Below are 20462 nucleotides of genomic sequence, written 5' to 3'. Positions count from 1 at the left end.
CTACACCTCCCACGTCGTCCGGAGTGCGGTCGGGCCGCGGAAACCCCAGCCCCAGAATTCGACGTCCGCACCGGAGTCGCGTTCGAGGTTCGGGATCGCCTCGAACAGTTCCTCCAGACCGATGCGGCAGACGTGGTTGGCGAAGTAGATGCCCGCGCACGCATGGCTGCCGGAACCGAACGCGAGATGGGGCAGCGGGGGACGCATCATGTCGTAGTCGGTGGGGGCGTCGTAGACGTCGGTGTCGTGATTCGCCGAACCGTAGGAGAGCAGGACCACGGACCCCTCGGGGAGGAACACGTCCCCGAGCGTGACGTCGGTGGTGCTGACGCGGGCGGTGGCCGACCAGATCGGGGAGGTCCAGCGCATACCCTCGGAGATCGCGCGCGGAATCAGGGCGGGCTCGTCGACGACGGCTTCCAGCTGCTCGGGCCGGGTGAACAGACCCACGAGCGTCGAGGCCATGCCGTGACCGGGTTCCTGCATCGCGCCCAGCAGGTAGACGAACAGGGTGGGGTAGATGTAGTCGCGGTCGCGGACCTGCCCTTCGGGCATGCCGTCGTGCAACCAATGCGAGATGGCGCTGTCGTCGGGGTTGACGATCCAATTGTCGATGAGCGGATCGACGATGGCCCGGATCTCGGCTTTCGCTTCGTCGCCCTGCACGAATCCTTCCGGGTTCGTGAACTCACCGTTCGCGTCCACTCCGGCATTGGTGAAGGAGTTCGACAGCCGGTGGAACCAGTCGCGCAACGTGTCCGAGCTGACGTCGTTCAGGCCCAGCAGGTCACCGAGTGCGCGCACGCTGACGGGCTCGCAGTACTGCGAGACCAGATCGGCGCTGCCGTCGTTCTCGAACTGCTCCACGTAGCGCCGCGCGATGGGGCGGACGAGTCCGTCGACCCACCGGTCCACCTCCGACGGTTGCAGTGCGGGGTCGACCATCGAGCGCAGATCGCGGTGAATCTCGCCGTTGACCCCGATCACCGCCGGGTGGCCGAACGTGCGGCCGCCGGCTTTGGTGATGATTCCCTCGAAATCGGGGCTGTTGGCGATGGTGCGGCACAGATCGGCGGTGGTCGCGACGAATGAACCGAGAACCGGGACGTAGGCCAGCGGCGCTTCGGCGCGCAGCCGTTCGTAGACCGGATAGGGGTTGCGCTCGAGTTCCGTCATCGTGATCTCGTCGATCCAGGACAGCGTGGTGGTCATGTGAATTCTCCTCTTCGGAAACAACTTTCGCGGCCGTGGCGCGTGGAGGAGAACATATTGCGCGGGTCGGCGGGTGGTCTAGCCACTCTGCGCGGGGACTGGACGATGTGCGCGACGAGTTGTGAGCGGGGTCTCAGTTATCCTCGACTCGGCGTCCCGGTGCAGCTTCAATAGGTCGGAACGACTCTTCAGCGAGGCAGGTACATGACGATGGCATCGACGATCACCGAGACCCGGGACTGGGATGCGGCGTCGAGGGCGGTGGCCGGAGCGTATTTTCCTCACACGCTGACCGACCTGTCGTCGGGCGGTGCGATGACGCTGTCGATGCGGACCGTCGACTTCGGCCCCGTCACGCTCGGCAGGCTGGGCTGGGGCGCGGACGTGTCGATCGCATGCGACTACCCGGGCGCGTACGAGGTCAACATCCCGCTGTCCGGGTCGTTGGAGTCCCGTTCGGAGGACGGCACGGTGGTGTCGAGGCCGGGGCAGGCCACCGTCTTCCGGGCGGACGAGCCGACGCTGATCACCCGCTGGAGCGGCGATTGCTCGGTGCTGGGCGTGAAGTTCGACGGCGACTACCTCGAGCAGGAGGCAGATCGGATTCTCGGCTCCGACCTGCGGCCCGGGCTGCGCCTGCCGTCCCAGATCGATCTCACCGCCGCGTCGGAGAGCAGCTGGTTTCGTCTGGTGCGCTCGCTGACCGCCCAACTGCGGGAGCCGGCCGACCTCCTGGCGAACCCGGTTGTCGGCCCACAGCTCGCCGGCGCGATCACGTCTGCATTCATCCTGGCCGTCACACCCGACGAGACGACCCGCGTCGGTGCCCCGCGACCGCGGATCGTCAAACGCGTCCTCGACGGGCTGAACGACGACCCGGCCCGGGCCTGGACGGCAGCCGACATGGCCGAATTGGCGGGCACCAGTGTGCGCCGGTTGCAGGAGGGGTTCCGTCAGTACGTCGGACGCACCCCGTCCGAATGCCTCCTCGACATTCGATTGAGCCGGGCCGACGCGGACCTGAAGGCACTGGGCGGCAGCGTCACCGTCTCCGAAGTCGCCGCCCGCTGGGGCTTCACGCATGCCGGCCGGTTCGCCGCCGCGTACCGCAGGCGGTACGGCAAATCCCCGTCAGAGCTGATTCGCTTCTGACGGGGACTGCGCGGGTGTTCGGTTACTTGTTGCCGAAGTACGAGACGTCGTCGTTGCCGATGAGGTCGGGCACCGTCCAGCCGTCGAGGTCGTACTCGGACAGGCACTGTTCGGCGAAGCCCTTCATGGAGGCGACGTCACCACGGTTCTCGGCGGCGAACAGCAGTTCGGCCTTGACGTTCTCGTGGTTGCCCGAGTAGTTGCGCTCGTACAGTTCGTGCCGGCCGCCGAACTCGCTGCCGATCGAATCCCACAGCGCCTTCATGATCTTCACGCGCTCGACGGCGGTCATGCCGTCGGAGCCGCGCACGTACTTGTCGAGGTACGGGCGCACGTCGGGGCTCTTGAAGTCGCGTGCGCTGGACGGCAGGTAGATCAGGCCGGACGCGACGTCCTGCTCGATGATCTCCTTGATCCGCGGGTAACCCTGGATCATGAACATCCGGTACGTGAGACCGTATTCGAGCTTGGGGATGACGGTGTCGCCGATCCACGGCTCGGGGTTGCGTGCCATGGATTCCGTCAACGACCAGAACAGGTTTCGCCAGCCGATGACCTCACCGACGCGCGTCTGGACGCCGCGGAAACCGCCTGCGCCGGTGGCGTCGAGGGCCTTCATCAGCATGCCGGCGATGAAGTCGAGCTTCACGGCGAGACGCGTGCAGCCCTGGAAGGTGAAGCGGGGCAGGAAGCCGGACTGCGGGAAGAAGCCGTTGATCTTGTCCACGTCGCCGTACATGAAGACGTTCTCCCACGGCACCAGCACCTTGTCGAAGATGAAGATGGTGTCGTTCTCGTCCATGCGGCTCGACAGCGGGTAGTCGAACGGGGTGCCCATGACGGCCGCGTTCTGCGTGAACGAGGACCGGCAGATCAATTTCACGCCCGGTGCGTCCATCGGGACGGTGCAGATGAGGGCGAATTCCTTCTTCTTGATCGGCAGACCGTAGTGGGCGATGAAGTTGTAGTTGGTGATCGCGGAACCGGTCGCGACGACCTTGGCGCCCGACACGATGAGACCGGCGTCGGTTTCCTTCTCCACCTTCATGAACACGTCGCCGACCTCGTCCGGGGGCAGCTGGCGGTCGACGGGCGGGTTGATGATCGCGTGGTTCCAGTAGAGGACCTTCTCCTGCGATTCCTTGTACCAGCGCTCGGCGTTGGCCTGGAACGGCGAGTAGAGCTCCTTGTTGGCGTGCAGGGTGCCGAGGAACGAGGCCTTGTAGTCGGGGGAGCGGCCCATCCAGCCGTAGGTCATGCGCGCCCAGGTGGCGATCGCGTCGCGTTCCTTGAGCAGGTCGTCCGAGGATTTCGGTGCCTTGAAGAACGGCATGGTCACGCCGCCGTTGCCGGTGTCGGTGGACGTGGTGACCTTGTCGACGTGCTCACCGGTGTGCATCGAGTCGTAGAGGCGGGCGGTCATCCGGATCGGGTTACGGAACGCCGGATGCGTGGTGACGTCCTCGACGCGTTCGCCGTGGAGCCAGATCTCGCGGTCGTCTCGCAGCGACTCGATGTACTCGTCGCCGGTCATCGGGCGGGTGGCGAAGTTGGCGGTGCGGTTGGCCTCGGCGTTCTCCGCGGGGTTGACCTTCGTCGGGTCGAGCGTGGTCTCGGGTGCGCTTTCGGTGGTGGTCATGAGGGAAGTCCTTTCGGATTCGGCGGTCAGTGGGCGGGCTGGAGGTGGAATGGGGTGAAGGAGGTGGCGGCGTCGAACCATCCGTTGTTCGGATCGTCCATCGATCCGTTCCATGCGGCGGACGCCGACGGTGAGCCGAGGTCGTGGAACGTGCTCCGGTAGAACAACAGCGGATCCTTGCCGCTGGATTCGGCTGCCACGATCTCGCCGAGGAAGATGATGTGGTCGCCGCCGTCGTATTCGGCCCACGGCCGGCAGGACAAGGTGGCTGCGGCCCCGGAGATAATCGGAGCGGTCGGACCGTCGGCCCAGACTGGCTCCGGGTTCTGCGGTCGTCCCGCGAAATGCAGGGCGGTGTCCACCTGGTCGGCGGCGAGGATGTTGACGGCAAACGGTGCGTTGCTCAGATAGCTGCAGGCCTTCGATTTTCGGGTCAGGGTGACCTGGCACAGCCGCGGTTCGATCGACACGGCGGTGAAGGCGGTGACCGTCGCTCCGTGCGGCAGACCCTCGGAGTTGCTGCACGTGATGACAGTGACTCCGCTGGCAAACTGACCGAAGATGTTCCGGAGTTCGCGCTGCTCCATGTTCGGAGCCTCCTTTCGTGTCCGGGCGCTGTTGCGGTACGGACGAACGTACGACCGCGCGAACAGTGCGTCGATCCGCTGAGCGCGGAGGTGATCCGCTTTGCGCAGTGACTCGGGTCACGGAGCAAATTGCAATCGAAGGTGTCCGTGGTCACACTGGTGCCATGCAGTCCACGCCCAGGTTCGTGCGCCCCGAAGATTGGGACGAGGCGTCGCATGTGGTGTCCGACGTGTACTTCCCGCACCGGCTGACGCCGCTGAGCAGGTCGAACGCGCGGAATACCGTCGCGGAGGCGGTGGAACTGGGTCCGGTGAAGATCACCCATATCGGGTGGGGTGCGGACGTGTCGATCCAGTCGGACCACCCCGGCGCGTACGCGATCAACGTCCCGCTGTCGGGACACCTGGAATCGGTGACGGGCCGGACCGAGGTGTCGTCGGTGCCCGGGTCGGGCACCATCTGCCCGCCCGATACCACCACGTTGATCACCGACTGGAGCAGGGACTGCTCGATCATCGGTGTGCGCGTCGACCGCGACTACCTGCACCGCGAGATGGCGCGGGTCCTGGCGCGGCCGGGGCTGCGGCTGCCCGCGCAACTGGATCTGACCAGCGCGAACGGTGCGAGCTGGCTGGCCCTGGTGCGGTCGCTACTCGACCAGATGCTGCGATCGGACGGCATCTACGCGAACCCGCTTGTCGCCGAGCAACTGTCGGGGGCGGTCACCACGGCCCTCGTCCTGGCGGCGATCCCGGACGACGAGACCGTGGGTGGCGGGACCCGTCCACGCATCGTCAAGCGCGTCATCGACGAGATCCACGCCGACCCCGCGCGGGCCTGGACGGCGGCCGAGATGGCCGAGATCGCGGGCGTCGGAGTCCGCCGCCTGCAGGAGGGCTTCCAGGAGTACGTCGGCGTGAGCCCCCGCGACTATCTGCTCGACGTGCGCCTCGAACGCGTCCACGACGACCTGCTGCGCGCGGACGGTTCGCCGACGGTCGCCGAGGTCGCGATGCGCTGGGGTTTCACGCACACCGGCCGGTTCGCGGCGGCGTACCGGCGGAAGTACGGCGTGGCGCCGTCGGAGGCACTCCGCGGCTGAGCGCCGTCAGCTGAGGTAGGAGAAGATGGTCGCCATGCCCGCGGCGAGATGATAGTCGTTGTGGCAGTGCGTGATCCACTGACCGGGATTGGTCGTGTCGATGTCGACGGCGACGGTCTGGCCGGGGAGCACGATCACGGTGTCCTTGCGGGGGCCGGAGCCGTCGGATCTGGCCACGGCGAAGGTGTGCCCGTGCAGGTGCATGGGGTGCCACATCGTGGTCGTGTTCGTGTAGACCAGCCGTACCCGCTGATCGGAGTGGACGGCGAGCGGTGCGTGGTCGGGATAGGCCTGGCCGTTCACCGTCCACGTGTAGCGCTTCATGTCTCCGCCGAGCGACGCCTCCAACGTGACTGAAGGGTCGACGACGGGAAGGCGGGCGGCGTCGGTGGCGCGCAGGTCGGCCACGGTGAGCGGGGGAGCGGTGAGCTCACCGGGCGTCACCGCGAGGTCGGGGGCCGCGCCACCCCCGGTCCGGACCACTGCGAATCCCTGCGCACCCTTCCCCTCGGCGACCGCGACCAGAGGGAACACCCCGTCCTGCAGGGTGACGACGGCGTCGTACCGCTCACCCATGCCGATCAGCACCGAATCGGTGTCGACCGGTTCGACGGGGAAACCGTCCGTGTCCGTGACGGTCAGCCGGTGGCCACCCAGCGCGACCCGGAACGCAGTGTCGTCGCCGGCGTTGATCAGCCGGATACGGGCGCGTTGCCCCGGTCGCGCGGTGAAGACCGCCGGGTCGGCGGGAGGCCTGCCGTTCACGAGATACACCGGATACCGCACGTCCCCGGCGTCGCCGCCGAGCGCGGCCGATGTCATGTCGGGGCCGGGCATGGAGGCCATTCCGCCGCCGCGCAGCTGGTCGAAGACCTGCGTCGGCGTGCGGTCGGTCAACCAGTCGGAGAGTGCGACGACGAACTCGGTGTCGTAAGCGGCCGCCGCACGGGGGTCGTCGACGATCAGCGCACCGTAGAGGCCGCGGCCGCGCTGGAGGTCGCCGTGCGTGTGGTACCAGTAGGTGCCCGGGTCGGGCGGGATGAAGTCGTAGACGAACTCGTCCCCCGCCGGGATCGGGGCCTGCGTGACGTCCGGGACCCCGTCCATGTCGTTGCGGATGGCCAGCCCGTGCCAATGCACCGTGGTGGGGTCGGGGAGCTGGTTGCGAAACCGCACCTGGACGCGGTCGCCGACGGTCGCCCGCAGGATCGGGCCGGGCAGTTGGGTGTTGTACAGCCAGGCAGCGGTGCGCGTACCGGCGATGTCGACGTCGGTCTGCGCCGCGGTCAGGGCGTAGGCGACCGGTGTGCCGCCGGGGAACCGCCGCGCCTCGGCCTCGGCGTACGCACGCACCTGCGGAGAATCCGGTCCGATCGCGCCCTCGGTGGCGTCGGGAGAGGAACAGGCCCCGGCCAACCCGAGCACGGCCATCCCGGTGCCGAGTTGCAGCATCTGCCTCCGCGACAACTGCACGTCGAGTGGACGGTTCCCAGGCATCCCCCGCTCCTTCCGCGGGTAGATCGTTTCCCGTGACGCTACTCGGGCGGGTTACGCCAGAGCGCCGATTCGGGCACGGTCGCGCAGGGCGATCAGTTCGCGGGCGTGGGCGTCGAGCTTGCGATCCTCGTCGGACTGCGGAATCCATTGCCGCGCCCGGGTCGCGGTGCCGTTGTCGTCGACGGCGGCGACGACGGTGAGGCAGTGGGTGGTGAGGTTCATTTCCCCGGTGCGGGGATCGCCGGACCGCACATGCACGGAGATGTGCATGGTCTGCGCGCCGGTGTGGAGCAGTCGCGCGTCGACCTCGACGACGTGGCCGATCTGGATGGGACGGTAGAAGCGGACGCCACCGGCGTACACCGAGACGCACGGGGTGCCGGTCCACGACGTCCCGCAGAGGTAAGCGGCCTCGTCGATCCAGCGCATCACCGTTCCACCGTGCGTCTTGCCACCCCAGTTGACGTCGGTGGGTGCGGCGAGGAAGCGCATGAGCGACTCTGGTGCGGTGCCGGCATTCGTGTAGCTCTGCCTGCTCATCGCCTCTTCGATGTCCGCGCGCAGACCGATCCGCATGACGGCCTCGTCGGACTCGGCGCGGTCGGCGGCGGTGACGGGCTTCCATGGCGGGATGCCGGTCGGCTTCCCGGCGTCGTCGACGGCGACGAAGATGACCAGGCAGTTACTGGCTTCCGTGAACTCTCCGGTGCGCGGGTCGGCGGACGACACGGTGCACTGGATGTGCATGCTCGACCGGCCGGTGTGGACGAGTCGCGCTTCGACCTCGACGAGGTGTCCGGACTCGATCGACCTGGTGAACTTGATGTTGCCGACGTACGCCGTGACGCAGTACGCGCCGCTCCAGCCCACTGCGCAGGCATACGCGGCCTTGTCGATCCATTCGAGGATCCGGCCGCCCTGGACGGCCCCGCCGAGCGTCGCGACCTCGGTGGGCGCGGCGAGGAAGCGGAGGGTGATGCTGCGGGGAGGAGTGGTCATCGATGTGATCCTCGGGTGTTCGACGTGGCCGGCGCGAAGGCGCGAACCGGGGACGGCGAAACGTCGTTGTCCGCCGGTGGCGGGGAAATTGTCCCACAGATGCACCGGACCGACTCGTCCGCGATGTGAACGGGACGTAGGTTGACGAACGCTTGTGATGGGGCGCACACTCGGTCGGACCGCACAGCGTTCTCTACGTACGCACAGCGTACGAGAGTGATCGGATCAGGTGATGACCTCAACGTCGACGACAACCGCATCCCCGGCAAACCGGGCCTCCCTCGACTACGTGGACCGGGAGTTCTACCTCCCCGCGCAACGGGTGCTGCCGTGGACGGCGAACCTCGCGGCACTCCCCGGCGAACCGGGGGCGCCCCTGCGCGTGGCGGGTGTGGTCCGGTCGCGCACCGGCGAGCCGCTGTCGGGCGCCGAGATCGAGATCTGGCACGCGGACGCCGACGGATGCTATTCCGGGTATTCCGTCGAGATCCTGCGCAACAACCTGCGCGGCATCGTCGTCACGTGTGTCGGGGGTCGCTTCGACATCACGACCGTGCAACCCGCGCCGTGTGAATTCTCCAGCGCCCGAGGCGATGCCGACGTCGGCCACCTCAACGTGGTCGTCCATGCGCGCGGTTTCCGGCCGCTCGAGACTCGCCTCGTGCCGACGCCGGACGCAACGCGAGAAGTGGACGAGTCCGCCGCCGAATCGTTCGTCGACGTCGGTGCCGACGGACGGGTCTCCTGCGACTTCGTGCTCGACCCGATCTGATCGACGTGCGGTCCTCAGCCGGCGTAGCCCATGTCGGCGCCGAGGGCGGCCGCGGCGGCGAGGACGCACGGAACGGCCTGTTCCCGGAACTGCTCGGGAGTGTTGCGCGCGGACGACGTGGAACAGGCGATGACGCCCACGACGGTGCCTGTCGCGTCGCGGACCGGTGCGGCCAGCGAGATCAATCCCTTCTCGAGCTCCTCCGACGTCAGCGCGTAGCCCTGTTCCCGGACGTTGCCGAGTTCGCGTTCGAGTTCGGCTGGGGACCCGATGGTCTCGGGTCCCAGTTTCTGGAACGTCGACTCCGCGACCACTCGCTCGACGACGTCGGCGGGAGCCCAGGCGAGGAGTGCGCGGCCCATCGAGGTGGCGTATGCGGGGACGCGGGTGCCGACGGAGACGTTGATGCTCATGATCCGCCGGACGGGGACACGGGCGGCGTAGACGACGTCGGCGCCGTCGAGCACGCCGAGGGACGCGGACTCCTGCGTCTTCTCCGCCACCTCGAGCAGCCGGGGCATCGCGGCCTCGATCAGCGCGTGCGACTCGGAGTAGTGCTGACCGATGCTGAGCACCCGCGGGGTGAGCGACCACCGTCCTCCGGAGCCGGCGACGTACCCCAGCTTCTGCAGGGTGAGCAGGATCCGGCGGACCGCGGGCCGCGACAGTCCCGCCTCCGTGGCGAGTTCGGCGAGCGTGGGGTTCGGTCGCTGGGCATCGAATGCGAGAAGTACGGCGAAGCCGCGCTCGATGCTCTGGATGTAGTCGCGATCGTTCTCGGGCATGGCGGCCTCCACCAGGGATTCTCGTTCCGATCCGGATTCGGGGTTGACATTTCAATGTGACTGCGCGCACAGTAGTCGTGTACGCACAGCGTGATCGTAGTACGCAGAGCGTACAAGGTGCAAGACCCCCGGCGCGTGAACACCCACCGCGTCGCCCAGAACTCGATAACAGCCCCGTCCGAATCCCTCCAGCCCAAGGAGAAAAGATGACCACCACCGAGAGCCCCACCGCAGCAGGTTCCGGCACCGCCGCCACTGACAAGTTCAAGGCCGAACGCGTCAGTGCCGACACCTCGCCCGAGCGGCTCGCCGCGATCGCCAAGGACGCCCTCGGCGCGCTCAACGACGTGATTCTCAAGCACGGCGTCACCTACCCCGAGTACCGCGTGTTCAAGCAGTGGCTCATCGACGTCGGCGAGGGTGGCGAATGGCCGCTGTTCCTCGACGTGTTCATCGAGCACTCCGTCGAAGAGGTGCTCGCCCGCAGCCGCAAGGGCACCAAGGGCAGCATCGAGGGCCCGTACTACATCGAGAACTCGCCCGAACTGCCGTCGAAGTGCACGCTGCCGATGCGCCCCGAGGACGAGAAGATCACCCCCCTCGTCTTCGCCGGCCAGGTCACGGACCTCGACGGCAACGGCCTCGCGGGCGCGAAGGTCGAACTGTGGCACGCCGACAACGACGGCTACTACTCGCAGTTCGCCCCGCACCTGCCCGAGTGGAACCTGCGCGGCACGATCATCGCCGACGAAGAGGGTCGCTACGAGATCACCACGATCCAGCCGGCGCCTTACAAGATCCCGACCGACGGCCCCACCGGCCAGTTCATCGAGGCGCAGGACGGCCACCCGTGGCGGCCCGCGCACCTGCACCTCATCGTGTCGGCGCCCGGCAAGGAGTCGGTCACCACGCAGCTGTACTTCAAGGGAGGCGAGTGGATCGACAGCGACGTCGCATCGGCCACCAAGCCGGAACTGATCCTCGACCCGAAGACCGGTGACGACGGCAAGAACCACGTCACCTATAACTTCGTGCTCGACCCCGCGTGAACCGTTCCACCCGTAGAGAAAGTGATCCGATGACCGACCTGTCGATCGTCTCCGTCGAAACGACGATCCTCGATGTGCCGCTGGTGCGTCCTCACAAGTTCGCCACCACATCGATGACCGCGCAGCCGCTACTCCTGGTCGCCGTGAAGACCGAGGGCGGCGTGACCGGCTACGGCGAGGGCGTCGTCCCCGGCGGCCCCTGGTGGGGCGGCGAATCGGTGGAGACGATGCAGGCGATCGTCGAGAAGTACATCGTCCCGGTGCTGCTGGGCCGGGGCGTCGACGAGATCACCGGCATCATGTCGGACATCGAACGGGTGGTCGCGAACGCGCGTTTCGCGAAGGCCGCCGTCGACGTCGCGTTGCACGACGCCTGGGCGCGCAGCCTGGGAGTGCCCGTGCACACGCTGCTCGGCGGCGCCTTCCGGAAGAGCGTCGACGTCACCTGGGCCCTCGGCGCCGCACCCGCCGAGGAGATCATCGAGGAGGCCCTGGGTCTGGTCGAGTCCAAGCGGCACTTCAGTTTCAAGCTGAAGATGGGCGCACTCGATCCCGCCGTCGACACCGCGCGGGTGGTCCGGATCGCGCAGGCCCTGCAGGGCAAGGCCGGTGTCCGGATCGACGTCAACGCCCGCTGGGACAGGCTCACCGCACTGAAGTACGTGCCCCGCCTCGTCGACGGTGGCGTCGAACTGATCGAACAGCCCACACCCGGTGAACAACTCGAGGTCCTCGCCGAACTCAATCGCCTGGTCCCCGTCCCGGTGATGGCGGACGAGAGCGTGCAGACTCCGCACGACGCCCTCGAGGTCGCCCGGCGCGGAGCGGCCGACGTCATCGCGCTCAAGACCACGAAATGCGGCGGACTGGCCAAGAGCCGGGATGTGGTCGCGATCGCCAAGGCCGCCGGAATCGCCTGTCACGGTGCGACGTCCATCGAGGGCCCGATCGGCACCGCGGCGTCCATCCACTTCGCCTGCTCGGAACCCGGTATCGATTTCGGCACCGAACTGTTCGGACCGCTACTGTTCAGCGAGGAACTGCTGCAGGAACCGATCCACTACGCCGACGGCCAGGTGTTTCTGCCCGAAGGCCCCGGACTCGGCGTCGAACTCAACATGGACGCGGTCAAGACCTGGACCAGGAACTAAAGGAGAACACAACCCGATGGCACTCTTTCACGTCCGCATGGACGTCGCCATTCCCCGTGACCTCGACCCGAAGGTTCGGGACGAGACCATCGCCAAGGAGAAGGCGTACTCGCAGGAACTCCAGCGCTCCGGCAAGTGGCCCGAGATCTGGCGGATCGTCGGGCAGTACAGCAACATCAGCATCTTCGACGTCGAGTCGGCCGACGAACTGCACGAGATCCTGTGGAATCTTCCGCTGTTCCCGTACATGAAGCTCGAGATCATGCCGCTCACCAAGCACGGTTCCGACGTCAAGTAGGCCCGCGCCTATTTCTGTTGCGCCAGCAACCGGTCGACGGCGCGCACGCTGAGGACGTGGTCGAGTGCCATGGTGGCGCTGCCGACGACTCCCGACAGTTCCCCGTGCGTCCAGGGGAGGATCTGAAGCTGTTGGGTGGCCACGGCGATCGCGTTTCCGTACAGGGTTTCGCGAAGCCCGGCGACGAACGTGTCGTACGCCTGCGCCATGTCGCCGCCGACGATCACGACCTCCGGGTTGAGGAGGTTGATCGCGCCGGACAGGACCTCGCCGATCTGCCGGCCGCTCTCCCGGATCATCCGGCGGGCCTCGGCGTCCCCGGCCAGGGCGAGTGTGATCACGTCGCGGATGTGGGTGACCTCGCGCCCCTGCTCCTGTAGGTTGCGGACGAGCGCCCACCCGCCGGCCACGGCCTCGATACATCCCACATCACCGCAGCGGCACACGACTCCTTGTGCCGCTGCGGTTTTCGTGTGCCCGATTTCGCCGGCCGCGCCGAGGGCGCCGCGCTGGAGTACGCCGCCGGAAACGAGTCCGGCGCCGAGCCCGGTGGACGCCTTGATGAGCAGCATGTCGGCGAAGTCGCGGCGTTCCCCGCGCCGCTCCGCCAGGACCATCACGTTGGCGTCGTTGTCGACGAAGACGGGGGCGTCGGTGACGTCGGCAAGGAACGGTTGGAGGGGGACGCCGTCCCATCCCGACATCATGGGGGAGTTCAGGCTGCACCCGCGTTCGGTGTCGACGGTGCCGGGGAGGCTGATCCCGATCCCGACCGTCCGTCCGGCGGTCTCGCCGAGGCTCTCGCGGAGTGCGATGAGGCGCGTCGCGATGACGGGCATCAGCTCGGCCGGGCTGGTGCCGATTTCCTGCTCCACGTCCTCGGCGACGATCACGTCGCCGGCGAGGTCGCAGATGGCCAGCTGGGTGCGACTCCGGCCGATGGCGGCGGACAGCACGACACCTGCCTGGACGTGAAACGAGAGCTTTACGGGTGGGCGGCCGCCGGTCGAGACGCCTTCCTCTCGTTCGACGACGAGTCCCGAGGATTGCAGCGACGACACCCGGGCCGCGACGGCCGTGCGCGACAGCCCGGTGAGGTTGCCGATCTCGGTGCGCGTCGTGGCTTGCCCTGCGCGAATGAGCGCGAATACGTCGCCACCCGTCGCCGGGGAGGTCGTCGAGCGAGGCGTCCGCATACAGGCCATTCAACCAACCGGACACGCGTCTGACAACGTAAGCCCGTGATCTTTGTTCTCAAAAATACTTAAGTCTGTATTGATAGAAAGCCAAAGGTCGCCTATCGTCGTCTGTGACGGCCCACACATACGGCTTTCAGAGGGAGATGACATGTCACCAGCGACCACCGTGGATCCGTGCGATTTCGTCGTGTTCGGCGGCACCGGCGACCTGGCGGTTCGTAAGCTGCTTCCCGCGCTCTACCTGCGCGACAGGGACGGCCAGCTGCCCGCCGAAACCCGCGTGATCGGTGCCTCGCGTGCCGGTCTCGACACCGACGGCTACCGCGACAAGGTGCGAGGAGAACTTGCGCGGTTCGTCTCCGGCGATCAGCTGGATTCGGACACCTGTGAGCGATTTCTCAATCGCCTCGAATACGTCACCGTCGACGTCGCGGATCCCGCGAACTGGTCGGACCTGAACGACTGTCTCGCCGACCGCGACGGCGCGATCCGGGTGTTCTACCTCGCGTGCGCTCCCGGCCTGTTCGGGCCGATCTGCGAGAACCTCGCCCTGAACGGTCTCGCCGACGCGCAGTCCCGCGTGGTGCTGGAGAAGCCGATCGGGCACGACCTCGCTTCGGCCCGCGCCGTCAACGACGCGGTCGGCGCCGTGTTCGAGGAATCGCAGATCTTCCGCATCGACCACTATCTCGGCAAGGAGAGCGTCCAGAACCTTCTGGTCACGCGATTCGCCAACACCTTCCTCGAGCCGCTGTGGAACTCCTCGTCGATCGACCACGTGCAGATCAACGTCGCCGAGTCGCTCGGAGTGGGCAGTCGCGGTGGCTACTACGAGTCGGCGGGTGCGCTGCGGGACATGTTGCAGAACCACCTCCTGCAGCTGCTCTGCCTCGTCGCGATGGAGCCGCCCACGTACGTCGACCGCGAGACCGTGCGTGACGAGAAGCTCAAGGTGCTCCAGGCACTCAAGCCGATGAGCCCGCAGGACGTCGAACGCTGCACCGTCGCAGGGCAGTACGGCCCCGGACTGGCCGACGGGATCGCCGTGCCCGGATACCAGGACGACGTCGAGAACCCGGACAGCACCACCGAGACGTTCATCGCCGTCAAGGCCGAGATCCAGAACTGGCGGTGGGCCGGGGTGCCGTTCTACCTGCGCACCGGCAAGCGCATGGACCGCAGGTGCTCGGAGATCGTGGTGCAGTTCAAGCCCGTCCCGCACCCCATGTTCCCCGGCAGCGAGGGCCACAGCGAACCCAACCGCCTGGTCATCCAGTTGCAGCCCCACGAAGGCATGCGGCTGCACATGACGGCGAAGGAGCCCGGCCCCGGCGGTATCCGCCTCAAGCCGGTGTCGTTGGACCTCAACTACATCGAGACGTTCAAGCGCCCCTCGCCCGACGCGTACGAGCGGCTGCTGATGGACGTGGTCCGCGGCAACCCGACCCTGTTCATGCGCCGCGACGAGGTCGAGGCCGCGTGGGAGTGGGTCGAGCAGATCCTCGTCGGATGGGACAAGTCCGAGCGCGGACCGCGCCGCTACCCGGCGGGCACCAACGGGCCCACCGACGCAACCACCCTGATCGAGCGCGACGGCCGCGCCTGGCACGAAGGAGTCACCGCATGACCGACGCATCCACGACCCCGGCCGGCGTTCACCCCGTTCTCGCCGCCGTCACCGAACGCATCGTCGAGCGCAGCAGGCCCGAGCGCACGATCTACCTCGACCGCATCCGGCAGGCCGCCGACCGCGGTCCGGCGCGCGGCAAGCTGGCCTGTGCGAACCTCGCACACGGTTTCGCCGCGTCCGGCCCCGCCGACAAGAAGGCGCTGCGCAGCTTCGTCAAGCCCAACGTCGCGATCGTCTCGTCGTACAACGACATGCTGTCGGCGCACCAGCCGTTCGAGCACTTCCCGCGGCAGCTGAAGGCCGCGGTCATGGAGGCCGGTGGCATCGCCCAGTTCGCCGGTGGTGTCCCCGCGATGTGCGACGGCATCACCCAGGGCCGGGACGGCATGCAGCTGTCGCTGTTCAGCCGCGACGTCATCGCGATGGCGACGGCGATCGGACTGTCCCACGACATGTTCGACGCCGCCCTCATGCTCGGCGTCTGCGACAAGATCGTGCCGGGAATGCTCATCGGCGCACTGGGTTTCGGCCACCTGCCGACCATCTTCGTTCCCGCCGGACCGATGACGTCGGGACTGCCCAACAACGAGAAGTCCCGGGTGCGCCAGCTGTACGCGGAGGGCCGGGCCGACCGCGGCGAACTGCTCGACGCCGAGGCGGCGAGCTACCACGGCGCCGGCACGTGCACGTTCTTCGGCACCGCCAACTCCAATCAGCTCCTCATGGAGGTCATGGGCCTGCACCTGCCCGGATCGAGCTTCGTGAACCCGGGCACCCCGCTTCGTGACGCGCTCACGACGGAGGCGGGAAAGCGCGTCACCGGTCTCACCGCGCTCGGCGACGACTACACACCTGTCGGCGAGGTCGTGGACGAGAAGGCCGTCGTCAACGGCTGCGTTGCGCTGCTCGCCACGGGCGGCTCGACCAACCACACCATGCACCTCGTGGCGATCGCCCGCGCCGCCGGAATCACGCTCACGTGGGACGATCTCGCCGAACTCTCGGCCGTCGTCCCGCTGCTCGCCCGGATCTACCCCAACGGGTCGGCGGATGTGAACCACTTCCACGCGGCCGGCGGCCTCGGCTACGTCGTGTCGTCGATGCTCGACGCGGGACTGCTGCACGAGGACGTCAAGACCGTCGTCGGTCCGGGCCTGCGCAGGTACGCCGAGGAGCCGAAGCTGTCGGGTGACGGCGTCGAATGGCAGCCCGGTACTCCGGTCAGCCACGACACCAGCGTCCTTCGCGGCCCCGAGGAACCGTTCGCGGTGAACGGTGGCCTGAAGATGCTGAAGGGCAACCTCGGTGAATGCGTCATCAAGGTGTCCGCGGTCAAGTCGGAGCATCAGGTCGTCACCGGCCCGGCGCGGGTGTTCGACGACCAACTCGACTTCCTCGCCGCGTTCGAGGCGGGCGAACTCGACCGCGACTTCGTGGCGGTGCTGCGCTACCAGGGTCCCCGCGCCAACGGCATGCCCGAACTGCACAAGCTCACACCGGTTCTCGGGTCCCTGCAGGACAAGGGCCGCCGCGTCGCGCTCGTGACCGACGGCCGCATGTCGGGCGCATCGGGCAAGGTTCCCGCCGCGATCCACCTCACCCCGGAAGCCGCCGTAGGCGGACCCCTGGCACGGGTTGTCGACGGCGACGTCGTGACCGTCGACGCCGTCGCCGGGACGGTGAATGTCCACGTCGACGACGCCGAGTTCGCTGCCCGGCCGGCGACCGGCCGCGCGCTCGGCGCCGACGAATGGGTCGGCACGGGCCGCGAACTGTTCGCGGGCCTGCGTGCCGCCGTCGGACCGGCGACCCAGGGCGCCAGCATCTTCCACCCCCAACCCGTCTAAGGAGTATTCAGTGACGAACAGCCCCTCCCTCCTCGACCGCGTCCCGGTCATCCCCGTCGTTGTCGTGGACGACCTCGGCGACGCAGTGCCGGTGGCCCGTGCGCTGGTGGCCGGCGGCATTCCGATGATCGAACTGACGCTGCGCACGCCGTGCGCTCTCGACGCCATCAAGGCGATCGCGAGCGAGGTGCCGGACATCTGCGTCGGCGCGGGCACGATCGTGGAACCGGTCCAGGCCGCACAGGCGGCCGAAGCGGGAGCACAGTTCCTGGTTTCGCCGGGCAGCACCGAAACCCTCCTGAAAGCCATGACGGAGACCGGACTGCCGCATCTCCCGGGCGCTGCGACCGTCTCCGAGGTGCTTTTCCTGCTCGAACACGGCTACCGCGAACTCAAGTTCTTCCCCGCCGAGGCGTCGGGCGGCGCGAAGTTCCTCGGCTCGATCCACTCGCCCGTTCCGGCCGCGCGGTTCTGCCCCACCGGCGGCATCTCCACGTCGAACGTCCGCGACTACCTGTCGCTGCCCAACGTCGGCTGCGTCGGCGGATCCTGGCTGACGCCCGCCGACGCGGTGCGGCAGAAGGATTGGGACCGGATCAGCGGTCTCGCACGTGAGGCGTCCGCACTCGCCCGGTAGCGCGAGAAGCGGCGCGGTACGGTGACGAGGTGCGCGACAGTGACAACGGTGATCCCCCACGGCCGGGTTCTCAGTCGTCGCTGAAGTCCGCCAACCAGCACCGGGTGGTCCGGGCGCTCCAGACCTCGGGTGAACTCACCCAGGCGGAGATCGCGCGCCGCACGGGACTGGCACCCGCCACCGTCTCCAACATGGTCAAGGAATTGACCGCGGCCGGGATGGTCGCCGTGCCGGACGGCGACCACCCCGGTCAGCGGGGCCGGGCGGTGCGGCTGACCCGCAAAATGGGGCTCGCCGTCGGGATCGACTTCGGGCACCGCCACCTCACCGTGGCCGTCGCCGACATGGCGCACCAGGTGCTCGCCGAGGAACGCGTCGAACTTGGGCCGGGTCACCGCGCCGAGGACGGCGTGGTGCAGGCGGGCACCCTGCTGGACGCCGCCCTCGATCGACTCGGTTGCGATCGCACGTCCGTCCTCGCGGTCGGGATGGGCCTGCCCGCGCCGCTCGAGACCGACACCGGCGAGGTCGGCGGTCCGTCGATCCTCCCGGGGTGGGTGGGGGTCGACGCCGCCGCCATCGCGTCCGAGTATCTCGGCACCGCCGTGCACGTCGACAACGACGCGAACCTCGGTGTGCTCGCCGAGCACATGTGGGGCGCGGGCCGGGGGACTACCGATCTCGCCTACATCAAACTGTCCGACGGTGTGGGCGCCGGACTCGTCCTCGACGGCCGGCTCTATCGCGGAAGGGGCGGCACCGCAGGCGAAATCGGCCATCTGACGCTCGACGAGTTCGGTCAGGTGTGTCGCTGCGGCAACCGCGGCTGCCTCGAGACCCTCGTCGCCTCGCACGTGGTGATCAGACTGCTCGAACCCAGCCGCGGTCCCGACCTCACCATCGCCGACATCGTCGCCATGGCCGAGGGCGGAGACGCCGCCTGCATCCGCGTGCTCGCCGATACCGGCAGGCACGTCGGGATCGCCGCGGCGAGCCTGTGCAACCTCGTCAACCCGGAACGCCTCGTCATCGGAGGCGAACTCGCGCTGGCCGGCGAATTGCTGCTGGGGCCGATGCGCGAGGTGGTCGGCCGGTACGCGGTGCCCAGCGCCGTGCGTGCCCTCGACATCCGGGTCGCCGAACTCGGCCCCCGTGCGCAGGTGCTCGGTGCCGTCGCGCTGGGTCTGCGATCCGCGCTTCCAGCCTGACTGTTCGTCGCTGCATCCTCGATCGATGCGAGGGTGGAGACTGCGCTTCGATATTCATTCGTGAACATAAATCGTACAAAACAGGCATTGCATGTTCATGTCTTGACGATTCCTCCTTTTGTTGCCTACTGTGTTCCACACCACAACGAATGCGCTCTCTGCGCAGGCCTCGGCCCGATCCGAGTCTCGATCACCCTTGCTCACGAGGAGTCCCATGTCTGAAAACGTCCTGTTGCCCGGTGCGGAATCGCCCGGCGACACCGCAGAGGGCACGTCGGTTCCCGTTCGTGTCGCGGCCGTCGCCGCGCTCGGCGGGCTGCTGTTCGGATACGACAGTGCGGTGATCAACGGCGCCGTGTCGGCGATCGAAGGCAAGTTCCAGGTCGAGTCCGCCCTCCTCGGATTCGCGATCGCCTCGGCGCTGCTCGGTGCCGCGGCCGGCGCCATGCTGGCGGGGCGGATCGCCGACCGGTACGGACGCCTCGTCACCATGCGGGCCGCGGCCGTGATGTTCCTGCTGAGCGCCATCGGCACCGGGTTCGCCGCCAACGTCGAGATTCTCGTGACGTTCCGGATCGTCGGCGGCATCGGCGTGGGTCTGGCCTCGGTCATCGCGCCCGCCTACATCGCCGAGATCTCGCCGGCCCGGGTGCGCGGACGGCTCGGATCGCTGCAGCAACTCGCGATCGTCACCGGCATCTTCGTCTCCCTGCTGGTCGACTACGCCCTCGCCGCGCTCGCCGGCGGCTCCCAGGAAGAACTGTGGTTCGGGCTCGAGGCCTGGCGGTGGATGTTCCTCGCGATGTGCGTGCCCGCACTGGCGTACGGACTGCTGTCGCTGACGATTCCCGAATCCCCCCGCTACCTGATCGCCCAGGGACGACTCGGCGAGGCCCGCGGCATCCTCGCGGTACTGCTGGGGGAGAAGGGTCTGGACCTCAGAATCGAGAGCATCCGCTCGTCGCTGGCCAGCGAGACGCGACCGTCGATCCGCGACCTGAAGGGCTCCGCATTCGGGCTCATGCCGATCGTGTGGATCGGGATCGGACTGTCCGTCTTCCAGCAGTTCGTCGGCATCAACGTGATCTTCTACTACTCCAGCGTCCTGTGGCAGGCCGTCGGCTTCGACGAGGGCAGTTCGCTGCAGATCACGGTCATCACCTCGGTGGTCAACATCGCCACCACCCTCATCGCCATCGCGTACATCGACCGGGTCGGCAGGCGACCGCTGCTCATCATCGGTTCCGCGGGTATGGCCGTGACGCTCGCGACCATGGCGGTCATCTTCGGAACCGCGTCCACGACCGTCGTGAACGGTGTCACGACGCCGCAGCTGACCGGGCTGCAGGGGCCGATTGCTCTCGTCGCCGCCAACCTGTTCGTGGTGGCCTTCGGAATGTCCTGGGGCCCCGTGGTGTGGGTCCTACTCGGCGAGGCGTTCCCCAACCGCATCCGCGCCGCGGCCCTCTCGCTCGCCGCGGGCGCCCAGTGGGCCGCGAACTGGCTCATCACCGTCACGTTCCCGTCCATGAAGGACTTCTCGCTCGGAATCTCCTACGGGTTCTATGCCGTGTGCGCCGTGCTGTCGCTCGTGTTCGTGCTGCGCTGGGTCAAGGAGACGAAGGGCGTGGAACTCGAAGCCATGCATACCGATTCGGTCGTGTAAGGCCTGCACTCTCCGACGACGACACCCGCGA

The 20462-nt window shown here is 67.7% G+C and carries 18 protein-coding genes; 11 read left to right on the top strand and 7 right to left on the bottom strand.

The genetic code is table 11. The annotated features are described in order from the left end of the window. Positions 1-1212 carry a cytochrome P450 gene (locus H0B43_RS11460; protein WP_185727776.1) on the bottom strand — a complete coding sequence of 404 codons (1212 nt, stop codon included), beginning with the start codon at positions 1210-1212 and terminating at the stop codon, positions 1-3. 204 nt (positions 1213-1416) lie between these two features. Here H0B43_RS11460 and H0B43_RS11455 point away from each other — a divergent pair, with 204 nt between their 5' ends. Next, complete coding sequence (locus H0B43_RS11455; protein ID WP_185727777.1) at positions 1417-2364, top strand: AraC family transcriptional regulator; 948 nt, start codon at positions 1417-1419, stop codon at positions 2362-2364. Between the two features lie 22 nt (positions 2365-2386). On the opposite strand, the gene H0B43_RS11450 is transcribed toward H0B43_RS11455, so the two are convergent. Then, complete coding sequence (locus tag H0B43_RS11450) at positions 2387-4003, bottom strand: 4-hydroxyphenylacetate 3-hydroxylase family protein (protein WP_185727778.1); 1617 nt, start codon at positions 4001-4003, stop codon at positions 2387-2389. A 26-nt stretch (positions 4004-4029) separates the two neighbouring features. Continuing rightward, positions 4030-4590, bottom strand: coding sequence for a flavin reductase family protein (locus H0B43_RS11445; protein WP_185727779.1), 561 nt, complete (start codon positions 4588-4590; stop codon positions 4030-4032). A 164-nt stretch (positions 4591-4754) separates the two neighbouring features. Between H0B43_RS11445 and H0B43_RS11440 the strand changes: the two genes are divergently transcribed. Further along, positions 4755-5693, top strand: coding sequence for an AraC family transcriptional regulator (locus H0B43_RS11440; RefSeq protein WP_185727780.1), 939 nt, complete (start codon positions 4755-4757; stop codon positions 5691-5693). Between the two features lie 6 nt (positions 5694-5699). Here H0B43_RS11440 and H0B43_RS11435 read toward each other — a convergent pair whose 3' ends face one another. After that, positions 5700-7190: a multicopper oxidase family protein gene (locus tag H0B43_RS11435; RefSeq protein ID WP_185727781.1), complete on the bottom strand. Its 1491-nt coding sequence runs from the start codon at positions 7188-7190 to the stop codon at positions 5700-5702. A gap of 51 nt (positions 7191-7241) precedes the next feature. After that, positions 7242-8189: an acyl-CoA thioesterase gene (locus tag H0B43_RS11430; RefSeq protein ID WP_185727782.1), complete on the bottom strand. Its 948-nt coding sequence runs from the start codon at positions 8187-8189 to the stop codon at positions 7242-7244. Between the two features lie 232 nt (positions 8190-8421). On the opposite strand from H0B43_RS11430, the gene H0B43_RS11425 reads away from it, so the two are divergent. Further along, positions 8422-8961, top strand: coding sequence for an intradiol ring-cleavage dioxygenase (locus tag H0B43_RS11425; protein WP_185727783.1), 540 nt, complete (start codon positions 8422-8424; stop codon positions 8959-8961). 14 nt (positions 8962-8975) lie between these two features. On the opposite strand, the gene H0B43_RS11420 is transcribed toward H0B43_RS11425, so the two are convergent. Beyond that, positions 8976-9746, bottom strand: a complete 771-nt coding sequence (locus tag H0B43_RS11420) for an IclR family transcriptional regulator C-terminal domain-containing protein (RefSeq protein ID WP_185727784.1) — start codon at positions 9744-9746, stop codon at positions 8976-8978. Between the two features lie 206 nt (positions 9747-9952). Between H0B43_RS11420 and catA the strand changes: the two genes are divergently transcribed. From catA to catC, 3 genes are read left to right on the top strand one after another with little or no spacing between them, the layout of a single operon-like run. Beyond that, positions 9953-10795, top strand: a complete 843-nt coding sequence (gene catA / locus H0B43_RS11415; protein ID WP_185727785.1) for a catechol 1,2-dioxygenase — start codon at positions 9953-9955, stop codon at positions 10793-10795. 29 nt (positions 10796-10824) lie between these two features. Next, complete coding sequence (locus H0B43_RS11410) at positions 10825-11946, top strand: muconate/chloromuconate family cycloisomerase (protein WP_185727786.1); 1122 nt, start codon at positions 10825-10827, stop codon at positions 11944-11946. Positions 11947-11962: 16 nt separating this feature from the next. Next, positions 11963-12244, top strand: coding sequence for a muconolactone Delta-isomerase (gene catC, locus H0B43_RS11405; protein ID WP_185727787.1), 282 nt, complete (start codon positions 11963-11965; stop codon positions 12242-12244). 8 nt (positions 12245-12252) lie between these two features. Here catC and H0B43_RS11400 read toward each other — a convergent pair whose 3' ends face one another. Then, positions 12253-13440: an ROK family protein gene (locus H0B43_RS11400; RefSeq protein ID WP_185727788.1), complete on the bottom strand. Its 1188-nt coding sequence runs from the start codon at positions 13438-13440 to the stop codon at positions 12253-12255. A gap of 151 nt (positions 13441-13591) precedes the next feature. Between H0B43_RS11400 and zwf the strand changes: the two genes are divergently transcribed. The 5 genes from zwf (at position 13592) to H0B43_RS11375 (ending at position 20431) form a co-directional block, all read left to right on the top strand. Next, complete coding sequence (zwf, locus tag H0B43_RS11395) at positions 13592-15070, top strand: glucose-6-phosphate dehydrogenase (protein ID WP_185727789.1); 1479 nt, start codon at positions 13592-13594, stop codon at positions 15068-15070. Next, a complete protein-coding gene (gene edd / locus H0B43_RS11390) occupies positions 15067-16920 on the top strand; it encodes a phosphogluconate dehydratase (protein WP_185727790.1) in 1854 nt (617 codons plus the stop codon). The genes zwf and edd overlap by 4 nt, the downstream gene beginning before the upstream one ends. Positions 16921-16930: 10 nt before the next feature. Next, positions 16931-17557 (top strand): bifunctional 4-hydroxy-2-oxoglutarate aldolase/2-dehydro-3-deoxy-phosphogluconate aldolase, encoded by a 627-nt coding sequence (gene eda / locus H0B43_RS11385; RefSeq protein WP_185727791.1) that lies wholly within the window; start codon positions 16931-16933, stop codon positions 17555-17557. A gap of 29 nt (positions 17558-17586) precedes the next feature. After that, a complete protein-coding gene (locus H0B43_RS11380; RefSeq protein ID WP_185727792.1) occupies positions 17587-18765 on the top strand; it encodes an ROK family transcriptional regulator in 1179 nt (392 codons plus the stop codon). A 214-nt stretch (positions 18766-18979) separates the two neighbouring features. Further along, complete coding sequence (locus H0B43_RS11375) at positions 18980-20431, top strand: sugar porter family MFS transporter (protein ID WP_185727793.1); 1452 nt, start codon at positions 18980-18982, stop codon at positions 20429-20431. Positions 20432-20462 lie beyond the last annotated feature (31 nt).

The organism is Rhodococcus sp. 4CII, assembly GCF_014256275.1.
Classification (GTDB): Bacteria; Actinomycetota; Actinomycetes; order Mycobacteriales; family Mycobacteriaceae; genus Rhodococcus_F; species Rhodococcus_F wratislaviensis_A.
The sequence above is the reverse complement of the archived record's forward strand: the minus strand, read 5'-3'. Positions and strand labels throughout refer to the sequence as shown.

Coding starts and splice junctions, on each gene's coding strand:
- H0B43_RS11460 (WP_185727776.1), bottom strand. CDS start 1,212: ATGACCACCACGCTGTCCTGGATCGACGAGATCACGATGACGGAACTC.
- H0B43_RS11455 (WP_185727777.1), top strand. CDS start 1,417: ATGACGATGGCATCGACGATCACCGAGACCCGGGACTGGGATGCGGCG.
- H0B43_RS11450 (WP_185727778.1), bottom strand. CDS start 4,003: ATGACCACCACCGAAAGCGCACCCGAGACCACGCTCGACCCGACGAAG.
- H0B43_RS11445 (WP_185727779.1), bottom strand. CDS start 4,590: ATGGAGCAGCGCGAACTCCGGAACATCTTCGGTCAGTTTGCCAGCGGA.
- H0B43_RS11440 (WP_185727780.1), top strand. CDS start 4,755: ATGCAGTCCACGCCCAGGTTCGTGCGCCCCGAAGATTGGGACGAGGCG.
- H0B43_RS11435 (WP_185727781.1), bottom strand. CDS start 7,190: ATGCCTGGGAACCGTCCACTCGACGTGCAGTTGTCGCGGAGGCAGATG.
- H0B43_RS11430 (WP_185727782.1), bottom strand. CDS start 8,189: ATGACCACTCCTCCCCGCAGCATCACCCTCCGCTTCCTCGCCGCGCCC.
- H0B43_RS11425 (WP_185727783.1), top strand. CDS start 8,422: ATGACCTCAACGTCGACGACAACCGCATCCCCGGCAAACCGGGCCTCC.
- H0B43_RS11420 (WP_185727784.1), bottom strand. CDS start 9,746: ATGCCCGAGAACGATCGCGACTACATCCAGAGCATCGAGCGCGGCTTC.
- catA (WP_185727785.1), top strand. CDS start 9,953: ATGACCACCACCGAGAGCCCCACCGCAGCAGGTTCCGGCACCGCCGCC.
- H0B43_RS11410 (WP_185727786.1), top strand. CDS start 10,825: ATGACCGACCTGTCGATCGTCTCCGTCGAAACGACGATCCTCGATGTG.
- catC (WP_185727787.1), top strand. CDS start 11,963: ATGGCACTCTTTCACGTCCGCATGGACGTCGCCATTCCCCGTGACCTC.
- H0B43_RS11400 (WP_185727788.1), bottom strand. CDS start 13,440: ATGCGGACGCCTCGCTCGACGACCTCCCCGGCGACGGGTGGCGACGTA.
- zwf (WP_185727789.1), top strand. CDS start 13,592: ATGTCACCAGCGACCACCGTGGATCCGTGCGATTTCGTCGTGTTCGGC.
- edd (WP_185727790.1), top strand. CDS start 15,067: ATGACCGACGCATCCACGACCCCGGCCGGCGTTCACCCCGTTCTCGCC.
- H0B43_RS11375 (WP_185727793.1), top strand. CDS start 18,980: ATGTCTGAAAACGTCCTGTTGCCCGGTGCGGAATCGCCCGGCGACACC.